At 44.4% G+C, this 21694-nt stretch carries 21 protein-coding genes; 8 read left to right on the forward strand and 13 right to left on the reverse strand.

Translation table 11 applies throughout. The features are described 5' to 3' along the window. Window positions 1-19 precede the first annotated feature (19 nt). From coaD to ONE56_RS00835, 3 genes are read right to left on the reverse strand one after another with little or no spacing between them, the layout of a single operon-like run. Complete coding sequence (gene coaD, locus ONE56_RS00825; protein ID WP_041156226.1) at window positions 20-502, reverse strand: pantetheine-phosphate adenylyltransferase; 483 nt, start codon at window positions 500-502, stop codon at window positions 20-22. Next, window positions 499-1533 (reverse strand): glycosyltransferase family 4 protein, encoded by a 1035-nt coding sequence (locus tag ONE56_RS00830; RefSeq protein WP_423840076.1) that lies wholly within the window; start codon window positions 1531-1533, stop codon window positions 499-501. Before ONE56_RS00830 ends, coaD begins: the two co-directional genes overlap by 4 nt. Beyond that, window positions 1530-2597: a glycosyltransferase family 9 protein gene (locus tag ONE56_RS00835; RefSeq protein WP_423840482.1), complete on the reverse strand. Its 1068-nt coding sequence runs from the start codon at window positions 2595-2597 to the stop codon at window positions 1530-1532. Before ONE56_RS00835 ends, ONE56_RS00830 begins: the two co-directional genes overlap by 4 nt. A gap of 386 nt (window positions 2598-2983) precedes the next feature. Between ONE56_RS00835 and ONE56_RS00840 the strand changes: the two genes are divergently transcribed. Beyond that, a complete protein-coding gene (locus ONE56_RS00840; protein ID WP_331437225.1) occupies window positions 2984-3988 on the forward strand; it encodes a glycosyltransferase family 9 protein in 1005 nt (334 codons plus the stop codon). A 43-nt stretch (window positions 3989-4031) separates the two neighbouring features. On the opposite strand, the gene ONE56_RS00845 is transcribed toward ONE56_RS00840, so the two are convergent. Next, on the reverse strand, window positions 4032-5147 hold the full coding sequence (locus ONE56_RS00845) for a glycosyltransferase family 4 protein (protein WP_041156223.1): 1116 nt from the start codon (window positions 5145-5147) through the stop codon (window positions 4032-4034). A 270-nt stretch (window positions 5148-5417) separates the two neighbouring features. Between ONE56_RS00845 and ONE56_RS00850 the strand changes: the two genes are divergently transcribed. From ONE56_RS00850 to ONE56_RS00880, 7 genes are all read left to right on the forward strand, one after another. After that, on the forward strand, window positions 5418-6128 hold the full coding sequence (locus ONE56_RS00850; protein WP_423840077.1) for a 3-deoxy-D-manno-octulosonic acid kinase: 711 nt from the start codon (window positions 5418-5420) through the stop codon (window positions 6126-6128). A 166-nt stretch (window positions 6129-6294) separates the two neighbouring features. Next, a complete protein-coding gene (gene rfbB / locus ONE56_RS00855) occupies window positions 6295-7353 on the forward strand; it encodes a dTDP-glucose 4,6-dehydratase (protein ID WP_423840078.1) in 1059 nt (352 codons plus the stop codon). Window positions 7354-7370: 17 nt separating this feature from the next. Beyond that, window positions 7371-8249: a glucose-1-phosphate thymidylyltransferase RfbA gene (rfbA, locus tag ONE56_RS00860; protein ID WP_041156220.1), complete on the forward strand. Its 879-nt coding sequence runs from the start codon at window positions 7371-7373 to the stop codon at window positions 8247-8249. Further along, the gene (rfbD, locus tag ONE56_RS00865; protein WP_331437222.1) at window positions 8242-9126 is read left to right on the forward strand and encodes a dTDP-4-dehydrorhamnose reductase; all 885 of its coding nucleotides are present in this window, start codon (window positions 8242-8244) and stop codon (window positions 9124-9126) included. Before rfbA ends, rfbD begins: the two co-directional genes overlap by 8 nt. Further along, window positions 9123-9674 carry a dTDP-4-dehydrorhamnose 3,5-epimerase gene (gene rfbC, locus ONE56_RS00870; protein WP_041156219.1) on the forward strand — a complete coding sequence of 184 codons (552 nt, stop codon included), beginning with the start codon at window positions 9123-9125 and terminating at the stop codon, window positions 9672-9674. The genes rfbD and rfbC overlap by 4 nt, the downstream gene beginning before the upstream one ends. A 392-nt stretch (window positions 9675-10066) precedes the next feature. Then, complete coding sequence (gene glf / locus ONE56_RS00875) at window positions 10067-11176, forward strand: UDP-galactopyranose mutase (RefSeq protein ID WP_423840079.1); 1110 nt, start codon at window positions 10067-10069, stop codon at window positions 11174-11176. Window positions 11177-11179: 3 nt separating this feature from the next. Then, complete coding sequence (locus ONE56_RS00880; RefSeq protein WP_041156217.1) at window positions 11180-12148, forward strand: hypothetical protein; 969 nt, start codon at window positions 11180-11182, stop codon at window positions 12146-12148. Window positions 12149-12263: 115 nt separating this feature from the next. Here ONE56_RS00880 and ONE56_RS00885 read toward each other — a convergent pair whose 3' ends face one another. The 9 genes from ONE56_RS00885 to ONE56_RS00925 form a co-directional block, all read right to left on the reverse strand. Further along, a complete protein-coding gene (locus ONE56_RS00885) occupies window positions 12264-13115 on the reverse strand; it encodes a glycosyltransferase (RefSeq protein ID WP_041156216.1) in 852 nt (283 codons plus the stop codon). 3 nt (window positions 13116-13118) lie between these two features. After that, window positions 13119-14366: a lipid IV(A) 3-deoxy-D-manno-octulosonic acid transferase gene (waaA, locus tag ONE56_RS00890; RefSeq protein WP_423840080.1), complete on the reverse strand. Its 1248-nt coding sequence runs from the start codon at window positions 14364-14366 to the stop codon at window positions 13119-13121. Next, window positions 14360-15424 carry a lipopolysaccharide heptosyltransferase II gene (waaF, locus tag ONE56_RS00895; RefSeq protein WP_041156276.1) on the reverse strand — a complete coding sequence of 355 codons (1065 nt, stop codon included), beginning with the start codon at window positions 15422-15424 and terminating at the stop codon, window positions 14360-14362. The genes waaA and waaF overlap by 7 nt, the downstream gene beginning before the upstream one ends. 7 nt (window positions 15425-15431) lie before the next feature. Next, window positions 15432-16412, reverse strand: a complete 981-nt coding sequence (gene lpxM, locus ONE56_RS00900) for a lauroyl-Kdo(2)-lipid IV(A) myristoyltransferase (protein ID WP_423840081.1) — start codon at window positions 16410-16412, stop codon at window positions 15432-15434. A gap of 155 nt (window positions 16413-16567) precedes the next feature. After that, the gene (gene rfaD / locus ONE56_RS00905; protein ID WP_423840082.1) at window positions 16568-17509 is read right to left on the reverse strand and encodes an ADP-glyceromanno-heptose 6-epimerase; all 942 of its coding nucleotides are present in this window, start codon (window positions 17507-17509) and stop codon (window positions 16568-16570) included. Between the two features lie 246 nt (window positions 17510-17755). Then, window positions 17756-17884 carry a hypothetical protein gene (locus tag ONE56_RS00910; RefSeq protein ID WP_423840083.1) on the reverse strand — a complete coding sequence of 43 codons (129 nt, stop codon included), beginning with the start codon at window positions 17882-17884 and terminating at the stop codon, window positions 17756-17758. 92 nt (window positions 17885-17976) lie between these two features. Then, entirely contained in the window at window positions 17977-20175 is a 2199-nt protein-coding gene (locus tag ONE56_RS00915; protein ID WP_423840084.1) for a YjbH domain-containing protein, read from the reverse strand. Then, window positions 20172-20993 (reverse strand): capsule biosynthesis GfcC family protein, encoded by an 822-nt coding sequence (locus tag ONE56_RS00920; protein ID WP_423840085.1) that lies wholly within the window; start codon window positions 20991-20993, stop codon window positions 20172-20174. Before ONE56_RS00920 ends, ONE56_RS00915 begins: the two co-directional genes overlap by 4 nt. Further along, a complete protein-coding gene (locus tag ONE56_RS00925; RefSeq protein ID WP_423840086.1) occupies window positions 20990-21664 on the reverse strand; it encodes a YjbF family lipoprotein in 675 nt (224 codons plus the stop codon). Before ONE56_RS00925 ends, ONE56_RS00920 begins: the two co-directional genes overlap by 4 nt. Window positions 21665-21694 lie beyond the last annotated feature (30 nt).

The following is a 21694-nucleotide window of genomic DNA, read 5'->3' on the forward strand; positions in this document are numbered from 1 at the left end:
TCAGGCTTTTTATTTAGGTTTATCCGTTCAGCTTTTTGCTGTGCATGGCATCCGCAACAATCTGTGGAACAAAGGCACTGACATCACCGCCGTGAATCGCAACTTCGCGAACGATGGTTGATGAGATAAATGCGTATTCTTCAGCGGGTGTGAGAAAAACACTTTCCAAGCCAGGCAATAATCGGCGATACATATTAGTTAAGCCGAACTCGTACTCAAAGTCCACAGTGGTTCTGAGGCCCCGAATCAGTACATTGGCATTAACATCTCGAGCAAAATCGACCATCAAGCCAGAAAAGCCTTGAGCAGAGACATTGGTTAAATGTGCGGTGACGCCTTTAACAAAATTAACACGCTCTTCGAGAGTGAACATGGTGTTTTTACTTGGGCTCTCAGCGACCGCGACAATCACTTCATCGAACATATCCGCAGCACGCTCAATTAAATCAAGGTGTCCGTTGGTAATAGGATCAAAGGTTCCTGGGTATATGACTTTTTTCATCGCAAAGTGTTCTCGTAAACGTCTGCATATTGATTAGCAGTGTAGCTTATGTCGAAGGTTTTCAATTTCTCTTGGCCATTTTTGATCAATCGCTGACGAAGTTTAGAGTCACGTGCGATGGTCATGATGGCTTTGGCGAGCGCGTTCGCATCGCCTGGCGGAACTAACAAACCATTAAATTCGTGTTTAATGATATCCGGAATACCGCCAGCGCGAGAGCCAATAACAGGCAAGCCTGCTCCCATGCCTTCCAAGATCACCGAGCCGAGTCCTTCGGTGTAAGACGGGTGGATTTGCAGATCTGCCGCTGCAAACCAGTCCCCCATATTGCTTTGCTTGCCTTCAAAGCTCACATTCGTGATCCCTTCAGCCTGCGATTCAAGCGTTGTGCGCTCAGGCCCGTCGCCCAGCAAACAAATATGGATGGGTAACTCTGACTTTTCAATTAGCTTGGCGGCCGCGGCAATAGATACATCAAAACCTTTATGTTCCAACATGTTTGCCGCGTGAATAACCAAAAACTTGCCAGCAAAGCGTTGCCTGATGTTGGCAACATTCTCCTTGTTGGTCGGGTAGTTGACTGGAGAGCTGGGAATTCTATACGTAGTGAGCTTTGGGTAAGCATCTTTCACTTTGTGTACAATTTCTTTACTCAGCCCCACAACCGCAGCGGCTTTGGAGTAAGCAAGGTTCGCCAACCACTTCTTTTTTAGCGTGTTATCGATGCGGCGCGTCACAATATAGGGTGTGCCAAACAGCATATGTTGAATCAGCGCCCAGTAAATGGCTCGGCCTTCATGAACATGGATTAATGCACAATCTTTGGTAATCGATTTAGCGTGCGCTTTAGTAAAATGTGTCGCTAGCACGAGTTTCACATCTAATTGGCGAATCGCATCGGCAAACGGGCTTTTCGGATTGGCGACCACGGTGAGATGGTAACCCTGCTTAACCTGTTGCTTGATGAGCTGAAGAGTTTGGTTTTCGCCGCCGTGATAACCGGAAGCTAAGTTGACGTGACAAATATTCATGCGTTGACTTGCTCAGATTGAAGGGTAGGCAACATGTTATCTAGCATGTTGATGACCTGTTCGCTGGTGATTCTTTGCATCGCTTTTTCATCCTGAACTCGGGTTCTCCAGTCGACCTCATCTGGTTGTTTTTGGGTTTCTGCCCAGAGCGCTTCGTTATAGGCGGATACGACGAAATCACGATAATTATAAGGTCCTGTGCGCTCAGGATTATGATGGGCGTAGAGTCCAATCACTGGTGTCCCCATCGCATTAGCCATATGTGTCGGTCCTGTATCCGGAGCGATAACAAGGTCGGCTTTATCAAGCAGTGCTAACATTTGCAGCAGCGAACTTTTGCCAATCAGGTTCGTAACAGGTACATCCAGTCGTCGCTCAATGTTTTGACCAAGATCTTTCTCCACTTGTGCAGGGCTGCCAGCAAGAATGACATTCAAGTTATTCGCCACCGCATAATCAATCACGTCTACGTAACCGGCTGCTGTCCAGTTTTTGTACGCCTTACTCGCCCCGGGTACGATCACTAGATTAGGCTTACCTTTGGAGAGGTGCGTAGTTGCCCAGTTTGCTGCTTGCTCAGAATAGTTCAGTGACCATTCAGGCACAAATGCTGGCACACCAAGGGTCGTGGCAAATTGGCATAATCCATCCAATACATGATAAGAGGACGGCGACGGAACTTTCACGTTGGTAAACAAACGCTGACCGTCTTGGCTTCTCTTCGCATCAAAGCCCAGTTTGTATCTGGCTTTGATACCGACGGTCAGAAGGCTGGCTCGAATGGCATACTGCATGTGAAGCAGCGCATCAAAGCGAATAGGTTTTAACGCTCGCCAAACCCGAAAGTACTCTTTTAAACCTTTCTTTTTATCAAACACCACCACATTAATGTTTGGAATAGATTGGAGTAATTGTGCTTCCAACGTTCCGGTTATCCACGTGATTTCTGTGCTCGGCCAGTGCTTTTGTATCGCTTGTACCACCGCAATGGTGTTGCACACATCGCCAATAGCCGAGAGTCTTAGAATACAGATTTTCTTCGGAGGTGTCGTAAAAAGGCTCATGATTGCAAAAAAGTGATTGTTAATAATTGAATTATGCAGTTGCATCCAATGAATGTATACCCTAATCACCTCAAGATGCCGAGTTCTAAGAGAATCTCCGGATAGTGCAAGTATCCTCCACGGGTTGATCATTAAATTGCAAAACTTTCTTATTATCTTAGGCGCATATTATTTCAATCGTGCAGCCACTGTCGCTTTTACCCACAGCCTAGTGGTGCCAATATTTGAGCTTGGTTTTGTTTTTGCATTTTCTTCTTCAAAAAATTCGTTCTGAATGTAAATACCATGTCAATTTTTGATATAGTCCGGCGTCCGGTTAATGATCAAGTTTTCGGCATTTCTGGTGACTATCAGTCATGCTTTTTGTATATCAGGTGGATATATTAATGACAAACGTGGCTGTATTCGTTCCACACAGAGCCCAATTTGGCAATATCACAACGCAAATTCCCTTACTTTGTGCAATCAGAAAAGAAATTAAAGACGCAAAGATAACGGTGTATACCAAGTCCAGCAACAGTGAGTTGCTTGTGACTGCGGGACTTGCTGAAAAAATTGTTAACTACAAAGGTTGGAGCATATTCAAAATTGTCTCGAGCCTCAACGCCCAAAAGTTTGATAAAGTATTCAACATCTACTCCGGATCGGAGCGCGTTCACGCCGCGTTATTTTTGGCAAAAGTGAAAGAAAAATATGCGTTTAGCAATTCCAAACTGCTGGATAAATTTGGGTTCTACAGCCAACACGTGTTCACGCAAAAAGGCAAGCAGTACGTTGCAAACAATAACTTAGAGTTAGGTAATGTGGTGTTTGGCACACAGTACGACACGAGCATTATTAATATGCTCGGCAGTAAAGATTCTGCTCAACAAACCAAGTCGCGCTTGACCATAGTACCAGCGGGTGGAGCAGGTGAGTTCAAAGTCTGGCCAATAGAAAAGTATTGTGAGGCGGCGAAGACGATCTATCAAACGTCGAAAAGTATTGAGACCATCACGGTGATTTTAGGGCCGCAAGAGTGTGATAAAGCCGCAGTCGTAGAAGCGTGCCTCAAAGACTGTCCTTATGAAATTGTCCAATCTCCGAGTATCCAGACGTTAGTGGATATCGCTAACTCGTCGCGAATCACTCTGGCCAATGATTGCGGACCGTGCCATATATTCCAAATGTTGAAAGTCCCAATGGTGATGATTTGGGGCTGGAATGTAGGAAGTTGGGGCGCAACCTCACCTTATATTCCTTTGCAGGAGTGGTACCACTGCACCAATCACTCTTGGTGTGTGTTCCCTGATGAAGAGAACAAAGCCATTCAATCGATTTCGGCAGAGCGAGTAACCAGCCTTGCGTTGATGGAACTAAGTCGCGACCCAAAAAGCAAAGAGAGCATATAACTGCTCTCTGAGTGAATTTGTATTGACGCTAATTGGACGGTGTCTACTTTTGTTGCTTTTTCTGCCATGCTTTTTTTATCAGCTGATAGTTCATCTCCATGATGTTATTCACATCGAGTGGAGCGACGGACTGTCGGCATGCGTTACGGAACTCGTCTGACTTCGCTTCTTCTGCCCAATATGTCATTGCCTCGGCCAGTTTTTCAACGGTGTAGTCTTTTTCAAGAATGGTACTGACGCTGTCGTTCATCACCTCTTTTGCCCCGCAATCGACGGTTGTGATCACCGGACAGCCGCTCGAGAGTGCCTCGATGGCGGTAAAGCCAAACGGTTCATACTTGGTTGGGAACACATAGCAAGACGCCATACTAAAGAACACTTCAGGATTGCCTTGTTTGCCTAAAAAATGGCATTTGTCTTCAATACCTAACGATTTAGCGAGGTCTTTATAAGGTTGTGGATGTTGCTCGTTGCCGACAATCACTAAGCTGGCTTGTTGCTTTAGCAAGCTGAATGCTCGCAGTGTGGGCTCTAGACCTTTGCGGTTGTAACCTGAGCCTAAAAATAGAAAAATCGGATGTTGATCATTAAGTTGAAGTTTCTGTTTGAGTTGTGCAACTTGTTCTGCACAACGTTCACGAGAGAAACGGTTAAGATCAACAGCATTATGAATCGTCGCGATTTTATTTGCGTCAACGCCATAGTCTTCCATGATTTCAGTGCTGCTTTTGTGGGAGTTCGACACCACAAACAGGTTGTTTTCAGAAGTTAGTGCTTTTTGTTCAATGTACATCGAAACGCGATCACGCGGAGTAGGCCGCTGGTCTTTTCTCAGTTTAACGATGTGTTTACGTGTACCACCACCAACGCGAATCAGATCGTGTGTCCAGGTTTTCCCTAATGCGTAGACAATGTCGTAATCGCTTTCTGCGACATGCTTTTCAACCGCTTTCGCAAAACGGTATGCACGATGAGCTTTGCCTAAGCTCCACGGTTTGAGTTGAACAAACTTGATGTTTGGATGGCTCGGCTCTTCGTGAGAACGGCAAATGACAGTGACTTCTTCACCTTGCTCACAAAGGTACTTAGACAATTGATTTAAAAAGAGCTCTGTGCCACCAACCTTGGCGTGACGCATGTGAATCAGTGCTATCTTCATGATGAACCTTTCGACTAGAAATATTAGGATATCTATCAGTGTGCTAAGTGTACCAAAGCTTGTTTGATAATAGTGATCTTACTTGAGATTTTTAAACGTCCGTACTACTTCGCTTGAGCTGTATCAGTTTTCTTATTGCTTTGATTGGTCCCTGAATCAGAACAAGGTAACATACTGTATAGCCCATTCATTGATGCAAAAAGTTTATCTACAAGCGAATGCCTGATTCGTGAGGGAACTTGGACATGCATTTCTCAGCTAAGGTATATCATGAAGCTTTTCCAACAGAATAACCTCCGAATTTGGTACGATGAATCCAGCGTTTCTGACCCAGTACAATCCCTGTTTGATATCGATTATTGGCAACGGGAAGGCGCGGTGGTTGGCAGTGCTACTGGGCGCGGTACGACTTGGTTTGTCCAGCTCAAAGGTATGCAAGCGGCCTTACGGCATTATCGACGTGGTGGATTGTTTGGCAAACTAGTCAAAGACAATTACTGGTTCTCTGGTTGGGAAAACACACGCAGTGCGCAAGAGTTTCAGCTGTTACTTACGCTGACGAAAGCGGGCGTGAACGTACCCAAGCCGATCGCCGCAAGAGCGGTAAAAATGGGTTTAACCTATCAAGCTGACTTACTGAGTGAACGTATTCCACATGCGAAAGACTTAGTTGGTATCCTTCAAGAGCAGAGTTTATCGGCAAAAATGTATGAGCGTATTGGCGAAGAGATTGCAAAAATGCATAACGCAGGCGTGAATCATACGGATTTGAATATCCATAATATTCTCATCGATGCAGATGATACGGTATGGATCATTGATTTCGATAAGTGTGCTCAAACACCGGGTTCGAGCTGGAGACAGAGTAATCTAGACAGGTTACATCGTTCATTTCAAAAAGAATTGGCAAAGTGCAAAATCCACTGGCAACCAACCGAGTTTGATGCGGTTGTTAAAGGTTATGAATCATCCGTTCGCTGAGTGGAGCCGAACATGCGGTTCAGTTTCGTTGAAGAATGTTTCATCATTCGGGCCATGGAAGACTCACCAGCGACTCGCTAAATTTGTTATACTTCCCCATTATTTATCAGGCATGTTCGCTTGGCGTAGAATGCGTTGATTCATCTCATGTTGGACAATTATCAAAATGAAGATATTAGTTACTGGTGGTGCAGGATTTATTGGTTCTGCTGTCGTACGTCACATCATTAATCACACTCAAGACTCTGTTGTTAACGTCGATAAACTGACTTACGCTGGTAACTTAGAGTCACTGACTGAAGTGGAATGTAATGAGCGCTATGCGTTTGAACAAGTTGATATCTGTGATCGCATTGGGTTGGAGCGTATTTTTGCACAGTACCAACCTGATGTGATCATGCATCTGGCAGCAGAATCACATGTTGACCGTTCAATCGATGGCCCAGCCGCGTTTATTGAAACCAATATTGTTGGCACTTATACGTTGTTAGAAGTAGCGCGAGCCTATTGGAAACAACTTGAAACAGAAAAGCAAGCCGCGTTCCGCTTCCATCATATTTCAACGGACGAAGTCTACGGAGATTTAGAAGGCACCGATGACTTGTTTACCGAAGAGACACCGTACGCACCATCTTCGCCTTATTCTGCGTCAAAAGCGTCCAGCGATCACTTGGTGAGAGCATGGCAGCGCACTTATGGCTTTCCGAGCCTGATAACCAACTGTTCCAATAACTATGGTCCATTCCATTTCCCTGAGAAACTGATCCCGTTAATCATTCTGAATGCGCTGAAAGGTAAACCACTGCCAGTTTATGGTGACGGAATGCAAATTCGTGATTGGCTATTTGTTGAAGATCACGCACGGGCCCTATATAAGGTCGCGACAGAAGGTAATATTGGTGAAACCTATAATATCGGTGGGCATAACGAAAAGGCCAATATTGAGGTTGTGCGCACGCTGTGTGAGTTGCTCGAGGAATTGGTTCCGGAAAAGCCAAAGGACGTTGCGTACTACCGTGACTTGATTACTTTTGTTAAAGACCGCCCTGGACATGATGTGCGATATGCCATCGACGCCTCGAAGATCGAGCGCGACCTTGGGTGGAAACCACAGGAAACCTTTGAAACCGGGTTGCGTAAAACCGTCGTATGGTATTTAGAAAACGAAAAGTGGTGGCAGCGTGTTTTAGATGGATCATACAGTCTAGAGCGTCTTGGAAACTAATCGATAGCGGGATTTAAATGAAAGGTATTGTACTAGCGGGTGGGTCAGGGACCCGTCTTTATCCGATAACACGTGGTGTATCAAAACAGTTACTACCAGTGTATGACAAACCAATGGTTTATTATCCGTTGTCTGTACTCATGCTCGCAGGCATCAAAGACATCTTGATAATTACCACACCAGAAGATCAGGATGGTTTTAAGCGCTTGCTTGGCGATGGTTCTGATTTTGGTATTTCGTTGACGTATGCCGTGCAAGAAAAGCCGGAAGGTCTGGCTCAAGCGTTTATTATTGGTGAAGAGTTTATCGGTGAAGAATCGGTTTGCTTGGTCTTAGGCGATAATATTTTTTATGGGCAATCCTTTTCTCAGGTATTGCGACGTGCCGCAGGCCAAAAAACAGGCGCGACAGTTTTTGGGTATCAGGTAAAAGACCCAGAGCGTTTTGGCGTAGTTGAATTTGATTCAGAGATGAAAGCTAGGACAATCGAAGAGAAACCTAAAGTCCCTAAGTCTAATTATGCAGTCACTGGTTTATATTTCTATGATAATCGTGTTGTTGATTGGGCGAAAACGATTCAACCGTCAGAAAGGGGCGAGTTAGAAATTACCGCTTTAAACCAAATGTATCTAGAAGATAGCTCACTAAATGTAGAGTTATTAGGAAGAGGTTTTGCGTGGTTAGACTCTGGTACGCATGAGAGCTTGCATCAAGCTTCCTCGTTTGTTCAGACCATTGAAGAAGTTCAAGGGCTAAAAGTTGCCTGCTTAGAAGAAATTGCTTGGCGCAATGGTTGGTTATCAAATGAAGACATGGTACGTATCGCGACTCCAATGTCAAAAAATGAATATGGTCAATATCTTTTGCGCTTAGTATCGGACACAAAAAATGATTAAAGTTATCGTGACTGGCTGCAATGGTCAGGTAGGCACCAGTTTAGTGTCGAAACTAAATTTGAGAACTGATGTTGAGTTGTTTGCTTTTGATCGAAAAGAACTTGATATCACGAATGCAAATTGCGTTGCTTCTACTGTTAAGTTGGTGCAACCGCATGTGATTATTAACGCGGCAGCCTACACAGCCGTCGACGACGCTGAACAAAATTCGCCGCAGTGTTATGCCGTCAATGTCGATGCTGTTGAAAACCTTGCTAAAGCTGCGTCTCATGTGGACGCAATTATGCTGCATATTTCAACCGACTATGTGTTTGATGGTGAAAGTGATAAGCCTTATTCCGAAAAAGATATTACTAACCCACAAAATGTTTATGGGGAAAGTAAACTTCAGGGAGAGCAAAAGCTTATGGCTATGTCTTCTCGCTATGCAATACTTCGAACTTCCTGGGTGTTCGGGGAAATTGGTAATAACTTTGTGAAGACCATGCTCAGATTATCAAAGACGCGAGACGAAATTAGCGTGGTAGATGATCAAGTGAGTGCTCCAACCTATGCTGGAGACATTGCTCATACGTTGATTAGTATGATGGACAGGATGTTGAACACTGAAGAGGATCTGTCTGGTATTTATCATTATTCTGGATGGCCTCACGTTAGTTGGTATCAGTTTGCGGAAGAAATTTTTTCTAACGTTTCATCTTCATTAGATGACGGTAAAAAAATGATAGTGCATCCAATCCCCACCCAAGAATACCCATTGCCCGCCAAAAGGCCATTGGATACTCGACTAGACTGCAGCAAGATAGAAGAAGTCTTCTCAGTTAAACCAAGCCTGTGGAAAAAAGCTTTAAAAAACATAAAGGCATATCAAGAATGAAGGTAACGTCAACCGCTATTCCAGATGTTAAAATTATCGAACCCCAAGTGTTTGGCGATGAGCGAGGTTTTTTCATGGAAACCTGGAATCAAAAAAAATTTGAAGAGCTAGTTGTTGGTAAAAAGGTTCAATTTGTTCAAGATAATCACTCGAAGTCCAAAGGTGGTATTTTACGCGGACTGCATTTTCAAAAAGAGAACACGCAAGGAAAGCTAGTACGCGTTATCTCTGGTGAAGTGTTTGATGTGGCTGTTGATATCCGTAAAAACTCTCCAACTTATGGCCAGTGGGTCGGAGAATATTTGTCTGCAGAAAATAAACGTCAACTCTGGGTACCGGAAGGGTTTGCGCATGGTTTTTATGTCACCAGCCTAGAGGCTGAGTTTGTATATAAGTGCACTGATTATTACAACCCCGGAGCAGAAGTCTCTATCGCATGGGATGATCCAGAGATAGGGGTCGAGTGGCCTCTAACGGATCAGCTTGCTCCAAAGCTCTCTATGAAAGATAGTGAAGGCATGCTTCTCTGTAATATTCAGCCACTGTAGTGAATTTGAGTTTTTCGCTACAGTATTAACTGGTTCGGTTTGATATGTATCCTACATGGTCAATCTAAATATTGTTTATTTTTGCATCCATATCATCAAATTTGTTGACATCACTAGGTAAGTTTTTGGCAGTAGTTTTATCTCGTCATGATTTTTCTACTCGTAATTACGGGGCATTTTATTTATTCCTACTAGACCGTGTGTTCACTGAGTTTAGGTTAATTGGATTTATTGTTAATATGGCCCGAATGAGCTTTTAGTGAAAAGTAGCCTTGGACTTATCATCTCTTCAATGAACGCTTTGGTGGATATTTTGAGACGTTGCTCTCAATAAACAACTCAAATTACTTACGGAATCGTTCAATAGCAATAAAACGCTTCGGAATAAAGTTATGAAATATGATTATTTAATAGTAGGTGCGGGGTTATTTGGTGCCGTATGTGCTAATGAGCTGACAAAGCTAGGACGCTCAGTGCTGGTGATAGATCGTCGACAGCATATTGGCGGCAATGTGTACACTGAAGATAATGACGGCATTCAAGTACATAAATATGGTGCTCATATCTTCCATACGAATGATAAAGCGATATGGGATTATGTTAATGAGCTCGTGGAGTTTAACCGCTTTACCAACTCACCGTTAGCTAACTATAAAGGAAAATTATATAACTTACCCTTTAATATGAACACGTTTTATCAGTTGTGGGGAGTGACTACACCCGCTGAAGCCGAAGAAAAATTGCGTGAACAAAGAGCTGAAATGGCGGATAAAACGCCGACCAACTTAGAAGAGCAAGCGATTTCTTTGGTAGGGCGTGATATTTATGAGGCCTTAATAAAAGGGTACACGGAAAAACAGTGGGGACGAGATTGTTCTGAGCTTCCTGCCTTTATCATTCGCCGTCTTCCGGTACGTTTAACTTATGATAACAATTACTTTTCTGATCGTTATCAGGGGGTTCCAATTGGGGGATACACCAAGCTGATTGAAAAGATGTTAGAAAAGGCGGAAGTTCAATTAGGTGTAGACTTTTTATCGGACAAAAATCACTTTCAATCAATGGCTGACAAGGTGATTTATACCGGACCAATCGATGAATACTTTGATAATCAACTTGGGCGCTTAGAGTACCGCTCTTTAAGATTTGAAAATGATCGAATGGATACCGCTAACTTTCAAGGTAACGCGGTTGTTAACTATACAGAACGCACCGTACCTTATACTCGAATCATTGAACACAAGCACTTTGATCCAGTAGAAACGGCGCATACTATCATTACCAAAGAGTATCCTTCCGAGTGGAAACCTGGTGACGAACCGTACTATCCGGTAAACGATGAAAAAAATATGGCGTTATTTAAACAATATCGACAGTTGGCAAAAGAAGAGTCTGAAAATGTAATTTTCGGTGGCCGACTCGCTGAGTATAAATACTACGATATGCACCAGGTCATACGAAGTGCATTAAACAAAGTGCTTGATATGGAAGGAAATGCTTGAACCATGGATAAAGTTATTGTTCTCTGTCCAGCAAACAGTGTCACTGGTGGTCCAGAGTTGATTCATCAGTTTGTTGACGCTCTGACCCGGCTAGATGTTGACGCTAAAGTGCTGTATTACCCTTTTACGGAAACGCATCAAACTCCGTCCGCGTATGCTCATTACAATGCACCATTAGCGAGAGTTGAAGAGTGCCGAGATGCTGTTGTTGTGGTACCAGAGGCGGCAACAAAGTACTTAAACTTGGTGGAAGGGAAAAGAAAAATAGTTTGGTGGCTATCAGTAGATAACTACTTTAAGTCTCACCCCAATACGTTGTTCAAGCATATAAAACATTGGTATAGACGTAATGTGACAAACAAGCCAAAGTTTTTACCGATGAATGAGCTAAAGAAATACTCACATTTAACCCAAAGCTATTACGGTGAGTTATTTTTGAATCAACATGGTATTACGGATGTGTTCCACTTGAGTGATTATCTTGGTGAGGAGCATTTAAACCGAGAAGTTGATATTAAGCTAAAAGAAAATATTATTTGCTACAACCCTAAAAAAGGTATCGAAACAACAAATAAATTAATATCAGCCATGCCGTCAGTAAAGTTTGTGCCGATTCAGAATATGACCGCATCGGAAGTTGCTGACTTACTAGCCAAGAGTAAGGTTTATATCGATTTTGGCAACCATCCGGGTAAAGATCGTATTCCTCGTGAAGCTGCAATGGCAAAGTGTATCGTCATCACGGGTGAAAAGGGTAGTGCAGGGAATGCAGTAGATATAGCCGTTCCTAAGAAGTATAAACTGAATGAGTCTGGTGCCGGGTTCACTGACAATGTGAGCTCTTTAGTTAAAGACGTATTTACTCACTTTGATCGCGCACTGGATGATTTTGAATTTTACCGCAATAAAATTAAAGAAGAGAAGGTTGTATTCAATCAAGAGGCTGCGGATTTTGCTAAAAAATTCTTGTGATCTTGATGAGTAAGTGTCTGAATAAATTCGAGAAATAATCGAAATATTCCGGTGTAGCATCATTGACGAATTGGTATCATCGTCAATGATGCTTACTCTAGGGAGATATGCAGGGTTATTGCTTATCTCTATAATGTTTTCCAGTCATAATCGCTTTAAATATATACCCTTCTAGGTCCTCTCTGCCGTACAGGCGGTTTTTTAAGCTTTTTAATCCTGTGCGTATTGTGTATACGATCAAACTTGATTTGCTTTTGTAGTACCTTGCTCTGAGGCCTTCATCATAGGCTCGTTCTTTTTTTCTAAAGTCACTAATAGCGTCTGGTTCTGTAGAAAGGCGAGAGTACGAATGTTCAAACCCAGGGATTACACAAAGGTGTTCAAGAAGCCCAGCGCGTTCTAAGCGAATGAAAAATGTCGTATCAACACCATAGAGTAAAAAGTGTTCATCAAAAACACTGCCGTAAGTGGCTCTTAATTTATGAGCGACACTTGTCCCTACTGCTACACCGCTGCCAACGGCTCTAAATCGACTACGATCCTCTGGTAATGTCGTTCCTTCCACTTTCATCTTTTTAAGTGTTGGACTTTGAACTGCACCATTGTGAGTGAGAATAGGAACGGCACAGGCAGTTCGATCGGTTTTTAGCACCGATTCAATATAGTCAGTAGATAGGTCGGAGTCATCATCTAGGAAGATGCAATAATCATTTTGTCTAAAGCCTAACGCATAATTATAAATTTTGGCGAGGCCCGCATTTGAGAGATCTTCCCGGATGGTAACGCTCTTAAACTTTTGGGTGTCTTTTTCGTCTAGATGTTTACTTATCTCATTGGGCCCATTATTCCAAATAAGAAGATCTACGGTTTGCAAACTACCTGCATAGTTGATGAGACTGTGGTAAGTGCTCGAATCTGATATTTCTTTGTTATATAAAACAATAAGAAGTGTGCCCGTATTTGCCACTATTTATTCCTCAAGGATCAATTTGATGGTTTCGGCAAGAGGGCTGTGATGCTTTTCCCATTGCGACTGTGTGGTTTTTGGGTTGCTGAGTTGCTCAGAAATATGCTCTGCCAGTTGCTTACTGCTATCAACAATTTCCAGTGTATTAGACTGAGATAAGACAGTAACAATCTCTGCAAAGTTATAATAACTCGGCCCCGTAATAACAGGTACACCAAGAGCCGCAGGCTCGAGAACATTATGCCCGCCAACTTTATCACCGATTAGACTTCCGCCCATAAAGCACACATCGGCCGCACCAATTAACACCAGCATTTCTCCCATGGTATCACCAAGATATACTTGAGTTGTTTGCTCGATTGGCTGGCTTGCAGTGCGGCGAACGGTATTAAATCCTTGCTGTTGGCATAGCGCGTAAACATCATTAAATCGCTCTGGATGTCGGGGTACAAGTATTAACAGTGCATCTGGATGTGACGCTAACACTTGTTGATGCGCATCAAGCACTTGCTCATCTTCGCCTTTGTGCGTACTGGCGGCGATCCACACTGGACGATTCTGACCGAGCTCTGTTCTAAGCGCTTTGCCTTGGTCTTTGACGTCGTCTGATATTTGAATATCAAACTTAATCGAGCCGGTAACCGCAAGCTTTGCTGGGTCGACGCCCAAACGTGCAAAACGCTCGGCATCAGAATCTGTTTGGCACAGAACCTTCGTTAAGCAAGGATGCAACGAGTTAAACAAAGGCTGAACTTTACTGTAGTTCTGACAAGACTTCTCGGACAAACGAGCATTGACGACGGTAATGGGAATACCTGCTTGATGTACGGCGTGCAGGGTGTTTGGCCATAACTCAGTTTCAATGATCAGCATTTGAGTGGGGCGAATCGCTTGCAGAAAACCTTTAACTGCAAAGCCAAAGTCGATCGGCATGTAACGGTGTTCGACTAAGTCACCCAGCTTGGCAATTTGCTCTGCGCCAGTGCTGGTTGTGGTGGTGACAACAATGGGTTGCTCAGGGTGCTTGGCTTTCAACGCTTTGATTAGTGGCGTGGCGGCAATGCTTTCTCCCACCGAGACGGCATGAATCCAAATTGGCTGCTGCTCTGTATTTAGCTTGGGCGTGATACCGAAGTGCTCTTTCCAACGCGCGCCAAATTTTGGCTTGTTTGGCTTACTTTTGTATAAACCAAATAAGAGAATCGGTGAGGCGAGCGCCAGCAGTAGCGTATAAACAAGACGAATTAGCATGACTCGACCGTAATCGCTTCCAGTTTTTGAATGCTACTCAACACTTGTTTTGGTGACAACTCGGTTAAACATTTCAGATGTTTGAACTGACATTCACGTTTAAAGCATGGGCGACAGTCAATATCGGTATGAACGATTTCGACCTTGTCAGCGAGCGGTGGCGTATATTTTGGTGACGTCGAGCCATAGACCGCGACGACGTTACAACCGACAGCAGCCGCGACGTGCATCAGGCCTGAGTCATTGGCAACGACCGTAGAGCAAGCTCCAAGTAAATCGACGGCTTCGATTAAGCTGGTTTGTCCGGCCAGCACGTGAATGTATGGATGATAGTCACTTGGGACCAACGAACGAATGTTGTTACAAGTCTCGATATCTTTTTGTGAACCAAACAACCAAACTTGACGGCCCTCTTTACACATTTGTGTCGCGACTTCGGCGTAGTGAGTTTCTGGCCACTTCTTGGCTGGGCCAAACTCAGCACCAGGACATAACCCGATCACCGGGCGTTGCTGGTCGAGGTAAAACTTACTGATGGTTTCTTGTTGTTCTTGTTCATTTATTGTCAGGCGAGGGCGTGGCAGAGTTTCTAATCCGCCAAGTGACGCGGAACCTTGCATCTCTTGAGCCGGATACGCCAAAGCGACATAACGTTCCACCATGTATTGGAACGACTTCATATTCGGGCGCAAGTCATTCAATAAGCCGTAACGCATTTCGCCTTTCCAGCCCGTACGAAGCGGGATTTTTGCAAACCAAGGGATCAGCGCTGATTTGGCTGATTTAGGCAAGATGTAGGCGTGGTCGTATTGCTTTTCTCGTAGCGTTTTACCGATTTCACGTCTGCCAAGGAGATTAAATTCACCATGACCGAGCGGCATTTCGATGGCTTGGTGAACCTCTGGCATTCGCTCTAGGATAGGTTTACACCAACCCGGGGCAATGACATCAATCTCGCTGTCAGGATCCAGTTGTTTTAAAACGATGTACAGGGACTGCGACATCACCATATCGCCTACCCAAGATGGACCAATAACTAGAATTTTGTTTTTCGACATGTTGATATCACTTCTGTTTGATAAAGCCATGCTCGCGCATTTCACTGTATGGATTACTGCCATCGGCTTGAGTACGCAGTAAGCGCAGAGTCCACATGTATTGTTCCGGACTTTTCGTTACAAAGTATTCAATTGCTTCATTCAAGGAGCGAGCATCGTCGCTATCGGTTTCTTGAAGCGTTAGAGGAGGCATGAACTCAATGCTGAAACGGCCCGTACTCGGATCGAGTGAAGCAAACGTAGGGATTACTTTTGATTTGGACAGTTTAGCCAGTTTGGTTAAGCCAGGTAGCGTGGCTTTTGTAGTCGCGAAAAAGTCAACAAACTCACTGAGCTCAGCGCCATGGTCTTGGTCCGGCAAGTAGTAACCTAAATAACCGTCTTTAATTGACTTGATGAAAGGTTTGATCCCGCCAGAACGCTCATACACACGGCCGCCATATTGCACGCGCTGACGGTGCATCAACCAGTCAGTCACCGGGTTTTTCTGCCTTTTGGCCATGGCAGATACGGGTAAATCTTGTGACGCCAGCAGCACGGCTGGAATGTCAATTGACCATGAATGTGGCACTAATAAGATCACTTTTTCGCCTTGCTCGGTCAGATCGAATAAATACTCTGGATGAACAAAATCGCACTGTGATTGCAGCCATTGCGGTGAACGTAGCGACACCAAGCCAAATCGCAACGTAAACACACCAGCGGTATAAAGCGTTTTATACGTCAGTTGGTCTCGCTCTTGCTCACTCAAGTGAGGAAAACATAAGGCTAAGTTGGTTTTTACATTATTGACTGAGTTGGCTTTCGACTTTACCAAACGTGATGCCAGCATTTTTGCCAGCCATTGGTGAAAAGAGAGCGGTAGCAAAGCGATCAGCACAGAGCAAAATACAGCGAGCCACGTGCCCCAATATTTTGGCGCGAGAAAGTGGCGCTCAAATGTTGGGTTGTAAGCTTTGGGATCGAAATCATCACGTTGAGTGGTCATGAATGTTTACGCACCTATTTCGAGAGTAAGTGTTGAAAGCAAGGCAAAGGAAGATGGTCTACATAATACAAGCTATGACATCTGCACGATTACACATGAAAAGTTGCATCAGAGTTAAGGTGACAAAGCTTGCTCTGTCACCTTAATAGGAAAGATTAACGGTTTTGAATCGCGAGGTATTCCGCTACCCCTTCGGCAACGGTTTTGAATTCCACGTCACAACCCGCAGCACGCAGTTTCGTCAAATCCGCTTGAGTGAATTCTTGGTATGCGCCTTTAAGGTGCTCAGGGAAAGGAATGGTTTCAATTTCACCCTTACCGTGATGCGCGATCACTGCTTTGGCCACTTCTTCAAAAGACTCTGCTCGGCCAGTACCACAGTTAAAGATGCCGGACACGCCGTTCTCCAAGAACCATAGATTGACTTTGCACACGTCGCCAACGTAAACGAAATCGCGAATAAAACCTTCACTGCCTGCAAACAGTTTTGGGTTTTCGCCCGCGTTAAGCTGGTTATTTAGGTGGAAAGCCACTGACGCCATGCTGCCTTTGTGGTCTTCACGTGGGCCATAAACGTTGAAGTAACGGAAACCGGTAATTTGCGACAGCGTTTCACCATGTTCTTCCGCATCTTTCCATAAGCGGCGAACGTAGTTATCGAATTGCTGTTTTGAGTAACCGTAAACGTTAAGCGCACCTTCGTATTGGCGCTCTTCAACAAAGGTTTCTGTCTCACCGTAAGTCGCCGCAGAAGAGGCATATAGGAACGGAATCTCACGATCTAAACAGTAATGCAGTAGCTCTTTTGAGTACTCATAGTTGTTCAGCATCATGTACTTGCCATCCCACTCGGTCGTAGCAGAACACGCACCTTCATGGAAAATTGCTTCGATCGGACCGAAATCATCACCCGCCATGATCTGGGTAAGGAAGTCGTCACGATCCATGTAATCTGTGATGTCAAGATCAACTAAGTTCTTAAACTTTTTGCCATTTTTTAGGTTATCGACAACCAAGATATCGTTGATACCCGCTTCGTTAAGCGCTTTAACAATGTTGCTGCCAATCATGCCAGCACCACCAGTGACGATGATCATAGAACTTCCACCATAGATTAAAATTTTCTCAAGAATTTTAGCAAGAAAAGGGGGGGGAAACAAAGGTCCTAGGAAAACAAAGGTCCTAGGTCCTAGAAAAAACAGGAATACAGAGCGCTTCGCTTACAGATTACAGAAGTGAATGATAAGAAGTTTCAGTATTTTGTAATCAGTACTCGTTATTCTGTGGTTTCTCCCTAGAAAATAAAAAAGCACTTGAGGTTTCACTCAAGTGCTTGAAAATAATCATCCGTAATCCGTAATCCGTAATCCGTAATCCGTAATCCGTAATCCGTAATCCGTAATCCGTAATCCGTAATCCGTAATCCGTAATCCGTAATCCGTATTCAGTAAGCGAAGCGCTCTGTATTCCAAAATCAAAAGAACCGAATTAATGTTGAACGGAGGAGCTCCAACAAACTCCTCCGTATTCTGTTGTTTTCCATAGGATTCTAGGACCCTAGAACCTATGGTTTTTCCGACCTATTCGGCCTTTGATACCACGGGTTTCGGTCATCGGTTAGTTCAATCAAGCTGTACTTACGACCCAGTTTCTGACCGCCGTCACGAGTGATAGGCTGCCAACTGAAGTTCGCGCGGTTGTTGCTTGGTTTAACTGTCATGATGTCGAATGGAATCGAAATATAGAAGCCTTTGGTAAAGCTGCCTTCACCGAATTCATCCGCAGATAGGTCACTAACCGAAGCGAAAGCACCAGCGATGACGCCACTCTTGAACTGTTTGGCAACATTAAACTGAGCACCTTTGTCGCCACCGAGGAACTGTCCCACATCCACTTGAATCATCAAGTCAGAGAGGAATTCCCATTGTGGGTAGTAGTAACCCGAAACAAAACCGGTAAAGCCTTTATCAATGACTTGGAACGGACGGCCATACTCAGGGATGTTTTGGTATTTTTCATCGTAAACGCCAAAGTAGCTTTGCGGATCACGTTGAGAAACCAAGTTCGCATCAGCGCCAATCGCCCAGTTTGCGCCTTGCGGACGGTACAAGAACTCAGTACCCACACCAGCAAACATACTTTCTAAGTAACCCGCATAGAACTGCTGATCCATCGAATCAGAATACTCTTGGAACCAGGTTAACTGTAGGTTTTGCATGGTGACGTTATGCTCATTTTGGTAAGCACGGAACAAGGTACGCACACGAGGGATGGATGTGCCATCTGGCGGAGCGATGTAGTTAAACTGATCGTAGTTGTTGTACCAATCCCAGTACAGTGTGCCACCAAGTTCTAGGTTATCCGTCAGCCAGTAAGACGCGTTGCCACTTAAGCCAACACTGAACAGATAAAAGTCTTCAGAGCTACCTAAAGTTTGTACCAATTTAGGCGCAAAGCCATACTCAAAACGCTCAAAACCATCGTAGGTCAGATCACCTTGCGGTTTATTATTTGACGTGGCAGTCGCATCTTTCATGTTGGCATTAATGTAGTTGACTTCAGCCACATCACGGTATTTGTCTTTCGAAATCACCGTTTGACCTGTTGTTAAGCCGCGGTTGCGCTCATTGATGGTAAACGTATCAACGCTATCCGGTACTTGATTGTAGAGTACAGCAGCGGCTTTTTCGTGTGCTTCGTTGCGGTCACGGTATTTCTTTTGCTCACCGACTATCGCTACGGTATCACCTTGCGCGTAAATCTTGGTGTCTTGGTAACCAGCAATTTTGTCTAGATCTTCTGAGACGCGCTGCCAATCGACATCGGATAGCTCATCCGGTTGATTATTTTCTGGTTTTGGCGTTGGTGTATCACGCCAGAACGACGGCATCTCATTAAAGTTGGTGAATAAACTCACACCTGCAACCAGCGTATCACCACGTTCATAACTCAAACGTAAATCGGCCATATGTCCTAAACGGTAAAGTACACCGACGTTCCACGGTGTATGTGGGGTCATATCCACACCACCACGTACCACAGGGAAGTCCTCACTGTAGTCGTTGCTGTCATATTCGAGCTTAAAGCGCAGTGGTGCGTATAAGGTTTGGTACTCAACACCACCAAAAATAGCCGCATCGCCTTTAAACCAGCGCTCAAAGTCCACACTGCCGCCATTGCCTTTAAAATCAGAAGGGCGAGAACAGTAACGGTCAGACATTTTACACGCTGGATTGGTGAGATTGTCGCGCGTGCCGAGGTAGCCCCAACCCATACCCAAGGTAAAATCAAAGGTGCCTAAGTTTGGGTTCGAATAACGTTTGGTGGCGGCAATAAACTCGGCATCAAACAGACCGGTACCAGCAAAATCGCGTACACCGACCGAAAGTTCTGGTAGGTATTGTGATTCTTCTAGCAAACGGAATTTGAAATCAATGCCTTTATCTGTGTGCTTGGTATCCCCTGAAAAGCTAGGGTCATTGCTGTATAATACATCATTGGTCAAGGTATAGCGCAGTGTGGTTTCCATCCAAGGCAACACCTGCAGCGTCACATTGTAGAATTGATACTCGTTACTGAAGTTGACCGCGAAATTGAACTCGCCTTCGGGCGCCATACGGCCCGTTGGCATTTGCATCAAGCCAACACCACCAAAATCCATTTGCGAAGGTTGCAGTGGCGGCACTTCAAATGGCATATCTTGAGCCCATACCAAAGCTGGCCCCATTAAAGAAAGAGTTAAGGTTGTTCTGGTTAGCATCATAGTTGGCTTTTCACTGTGATTGACTTACTTTGCGACTTAAGCGGCTTACTTTGCGTTTTCTGTTGCGGTTTTAGCTGGGTAAGCAACGTAACGATATCTTGATCCAGTTCGGAGGTGGCATACGCTTCAAACGGTACATATACCATGGTCAACGGCGGCAAATAATATTGAGTATTTAACCAAGTGCCGTGGTGTGGTTCCACAACGTTGCCATCTGGGTAAATCAATATCGGTGCCTGAGTCAGTTCACTAAAGTCTTGCTCTAAATTGGTTAATTGCTGTTGCAGTGGGATGCCCGCTTGCGCCTTAACAGAATAAACCTTATCCAAGTTACCAAGATAAAAGACCTGCTCTTCTCGCTGAGGGGCGACAAGCGCGAGATCACCATTCAGCAGTGGATTGTTCTGCTTATCCAAACGCACATTATCAATATCCACTGCGGATAGCAGTCTTGGTGCAAACTGGTGACTCTGAATAAATTTATACAACGGATGCGAAACCAAGTTGTGCTGAATCATGCGGTTCAACACGCTGTTTTTCAATTTTGTCGCCGATCGCTTAGCTTGTTCGGATTGATCAAATAGGGTAGTCGCGAGTGGGTATTCCAGCATGATATCTTGTTGCTGGGCTTGCTTTAAAACATCAACCAAGCGTGCCGAGTGTTCAAACTGCAACTTTTTGCCTACGCTCATCAATTCGACGTGCAGGGGCAGTTGCGTATTTACAGTGCTCTTATTTACGGTATGTTGAGCCCAAACAGGTACGGCTACCATGCTAGCCAATAACAAGCCTAATAAAGGGAATGATCGTTTACTCATGACTGACTGTATCCTTTCAAAATCGTGAGTTCGAGAGCGGGCATATTCGGCCCTAAGTGCTGCAATGTCTTCACCACTTGGCCTTGCGCATCCACCCAGTAATAGTTTTCTACTGAGCTTGATAGAGTAGGGAAGTTGACCGATTCGCGATACATATCGGTTTGCGTGGTCGAGATTGGCGTAGTCACCGTCTCGTTCCCTTGGTAAGTGCGTGTTACTTGAGCCGGGAAGCCATAGCGATACTGCTCTTGCCAATCGTAAGAAAGGGAGAAATCAGTATCGGCTTTGCTAAATGCAGGAATCGGGTAGTAGGTGCCCGCAAGGTTTTGATGTTGTAAGCCGATAGTTTTCACAATATGGCCATTTTCGGTGACGATCATGGCACGATCGGCACTGACCCATTTCAGTTGAGTTTTACCGTTGACCGGGTTTTGCTCTGCAAACGCCAATACGACGAAAATTTGTTTTTGATCACCGATTTTTAGATAAGCACTGGCATAAGGAACGGCGTTAATTTCATCAGCAGAAAGTTCGATATCGATATAACCATTATAGGCTTCTTGCACAGTGGCTGAAACATCGTTGATTTTTTGCGTACAACCGACACCGAGGCTTAATAATGGCAGGGCAACCAGTAGGCGCATCCAATGGCGTGTAAGAAAGGTAGTCATGATTCCCTCTTAAAATAAAATCGCCCTGAA

The sequence above is a fragment of the Vibrio mytili genome, from assembly GCF_049563345.1.
GTDB classification, from domain to species: Bacteria; Pseudomonadota; Gammaproteobacteria; order Enterobacterales; family Vibrionaceae; genus Vibrio; species Vibrio mytili.

Coding starts and splice junctions, on each gene's coding strand:
- ONE56_RS00880 (WP_041156217.1), top strand. CDS start 11,180: ATGGATAAAGTTATTGTTCTCTGTCCAGCAAACAGTGTCACTGGTGGT.
- ONE56_RS00830 (WP_423840076.1), bottom strand. CDS start 1,533: ATGAATATTTGTCACGTCAACTTAGCTTCCGGTTATCACGGCGGCGAA.
- rfbB (WP_423840078.1), top strand. CDS start 6,295: ATGAAGATATTAGTTACTGGTGGTGCAGGATTTATTGGTTCTGCTGTC.
- rfbA (WP_041156220.1), top strand. CDS start 7,371: ATGAAAGGTATTGTACTAGCGGGTGGGTCAGGGACCCGTCTTTATCCG.
- ONE56_RS00925 (WP_423840086.1), bottom strand. CDS start 21,664: ATGACTACCTTTCTTACACGCCATTGGATGCGCCTACTGGTTGCCCTG.
- ONE56_RS00850 (WP_423840077.1), top strand. CDS start 5,418: ATGAAGCTTTTCCAACAGAATAACCTCCGAATTTGGTACGATGAATCC.
- ONE56_RS00845 (WP_041156223.1), bottom strand. CDS start 5,147: ATGAAGATAGCACTGATTCACATGCGTCACGCCAAGGTTGGTGGCACA.
- ONE56_RS00920 (WP_423840085.1), bottom strand. CDS start 20,993: ATGAGTAAACGATCATTCCCTTTATTAGGCTTGTTATTGGCTAGCATG.
- ONE56_RS00840 (WP_331437225.1), top strand. CDS start 2,984: ATGACAAACGTGGCTGTATTCGTTCCACACAGAGCCCAATTTGGCAAT.
- ONE56_RS00915 (WP_423840084.1), bottom strand. CDS start 20,175: ATGATGCTAACCAGAACAACCTTAACTCTTTCTTTAATGGGGCCAGCT.
- waaF (WP_041156276.1), bottom strand. CDS start 15,424: ATGTCGAAAAACAAAATTCTAGTTATTGGTCCATCTTGGGTAGGCGAT.
- lpxM (WP_423840081.1), bottom strand. CDS start 16,412: ATGACCACTCAACGTGATGATTTCGATCCCAAAGCTTACAACCCAACA.
- rfbD (WP_331437222.1), top strand. CDS start 8,242: ATGATTAAAGTTATCGTGACTGGCTGCAATGGTCAGGTAGGCACCAGT.
- coaD (WP_041156226.1), bottom strand. CDS start 502: ATGAAAAAAGTCATATACCCAGGAACCTTTGATCCTATTACCAACGGA.
- rfbC (WP_041156219.1), top strand. CDS start 9,123: ATGAAGGTAACGTCAACCGCTATTCCAGATGTTAAAATTATCGAACCC.
- glf (WP_423840079.1), top strand. CDS start 10,067: ATGAAATATGATTATTTAATAGTAGGTGCGGGGTTATTTGGTGCCGTA.
- rfaD (WP_423840082.1), bottom strand. CDS start 17,509: ATGATCATCGTCACTGGTGGTGCTGGCATGATTGGCAGCAACATTGTT.
- ONE56_RS00835 (WP_423840482.1), bottom strand. CDS start 2,597: ATGAGCCTTTTTACGACACCTCCGAAGAAAATCTGTATTCTAAGACTC.
- waaA (WP_423840080.1), bottom strand. CDS start 14,366: ATGCTAATTCGTCTTGTTTATACGCTACTGCTGGCGCTCGCCTCACCG.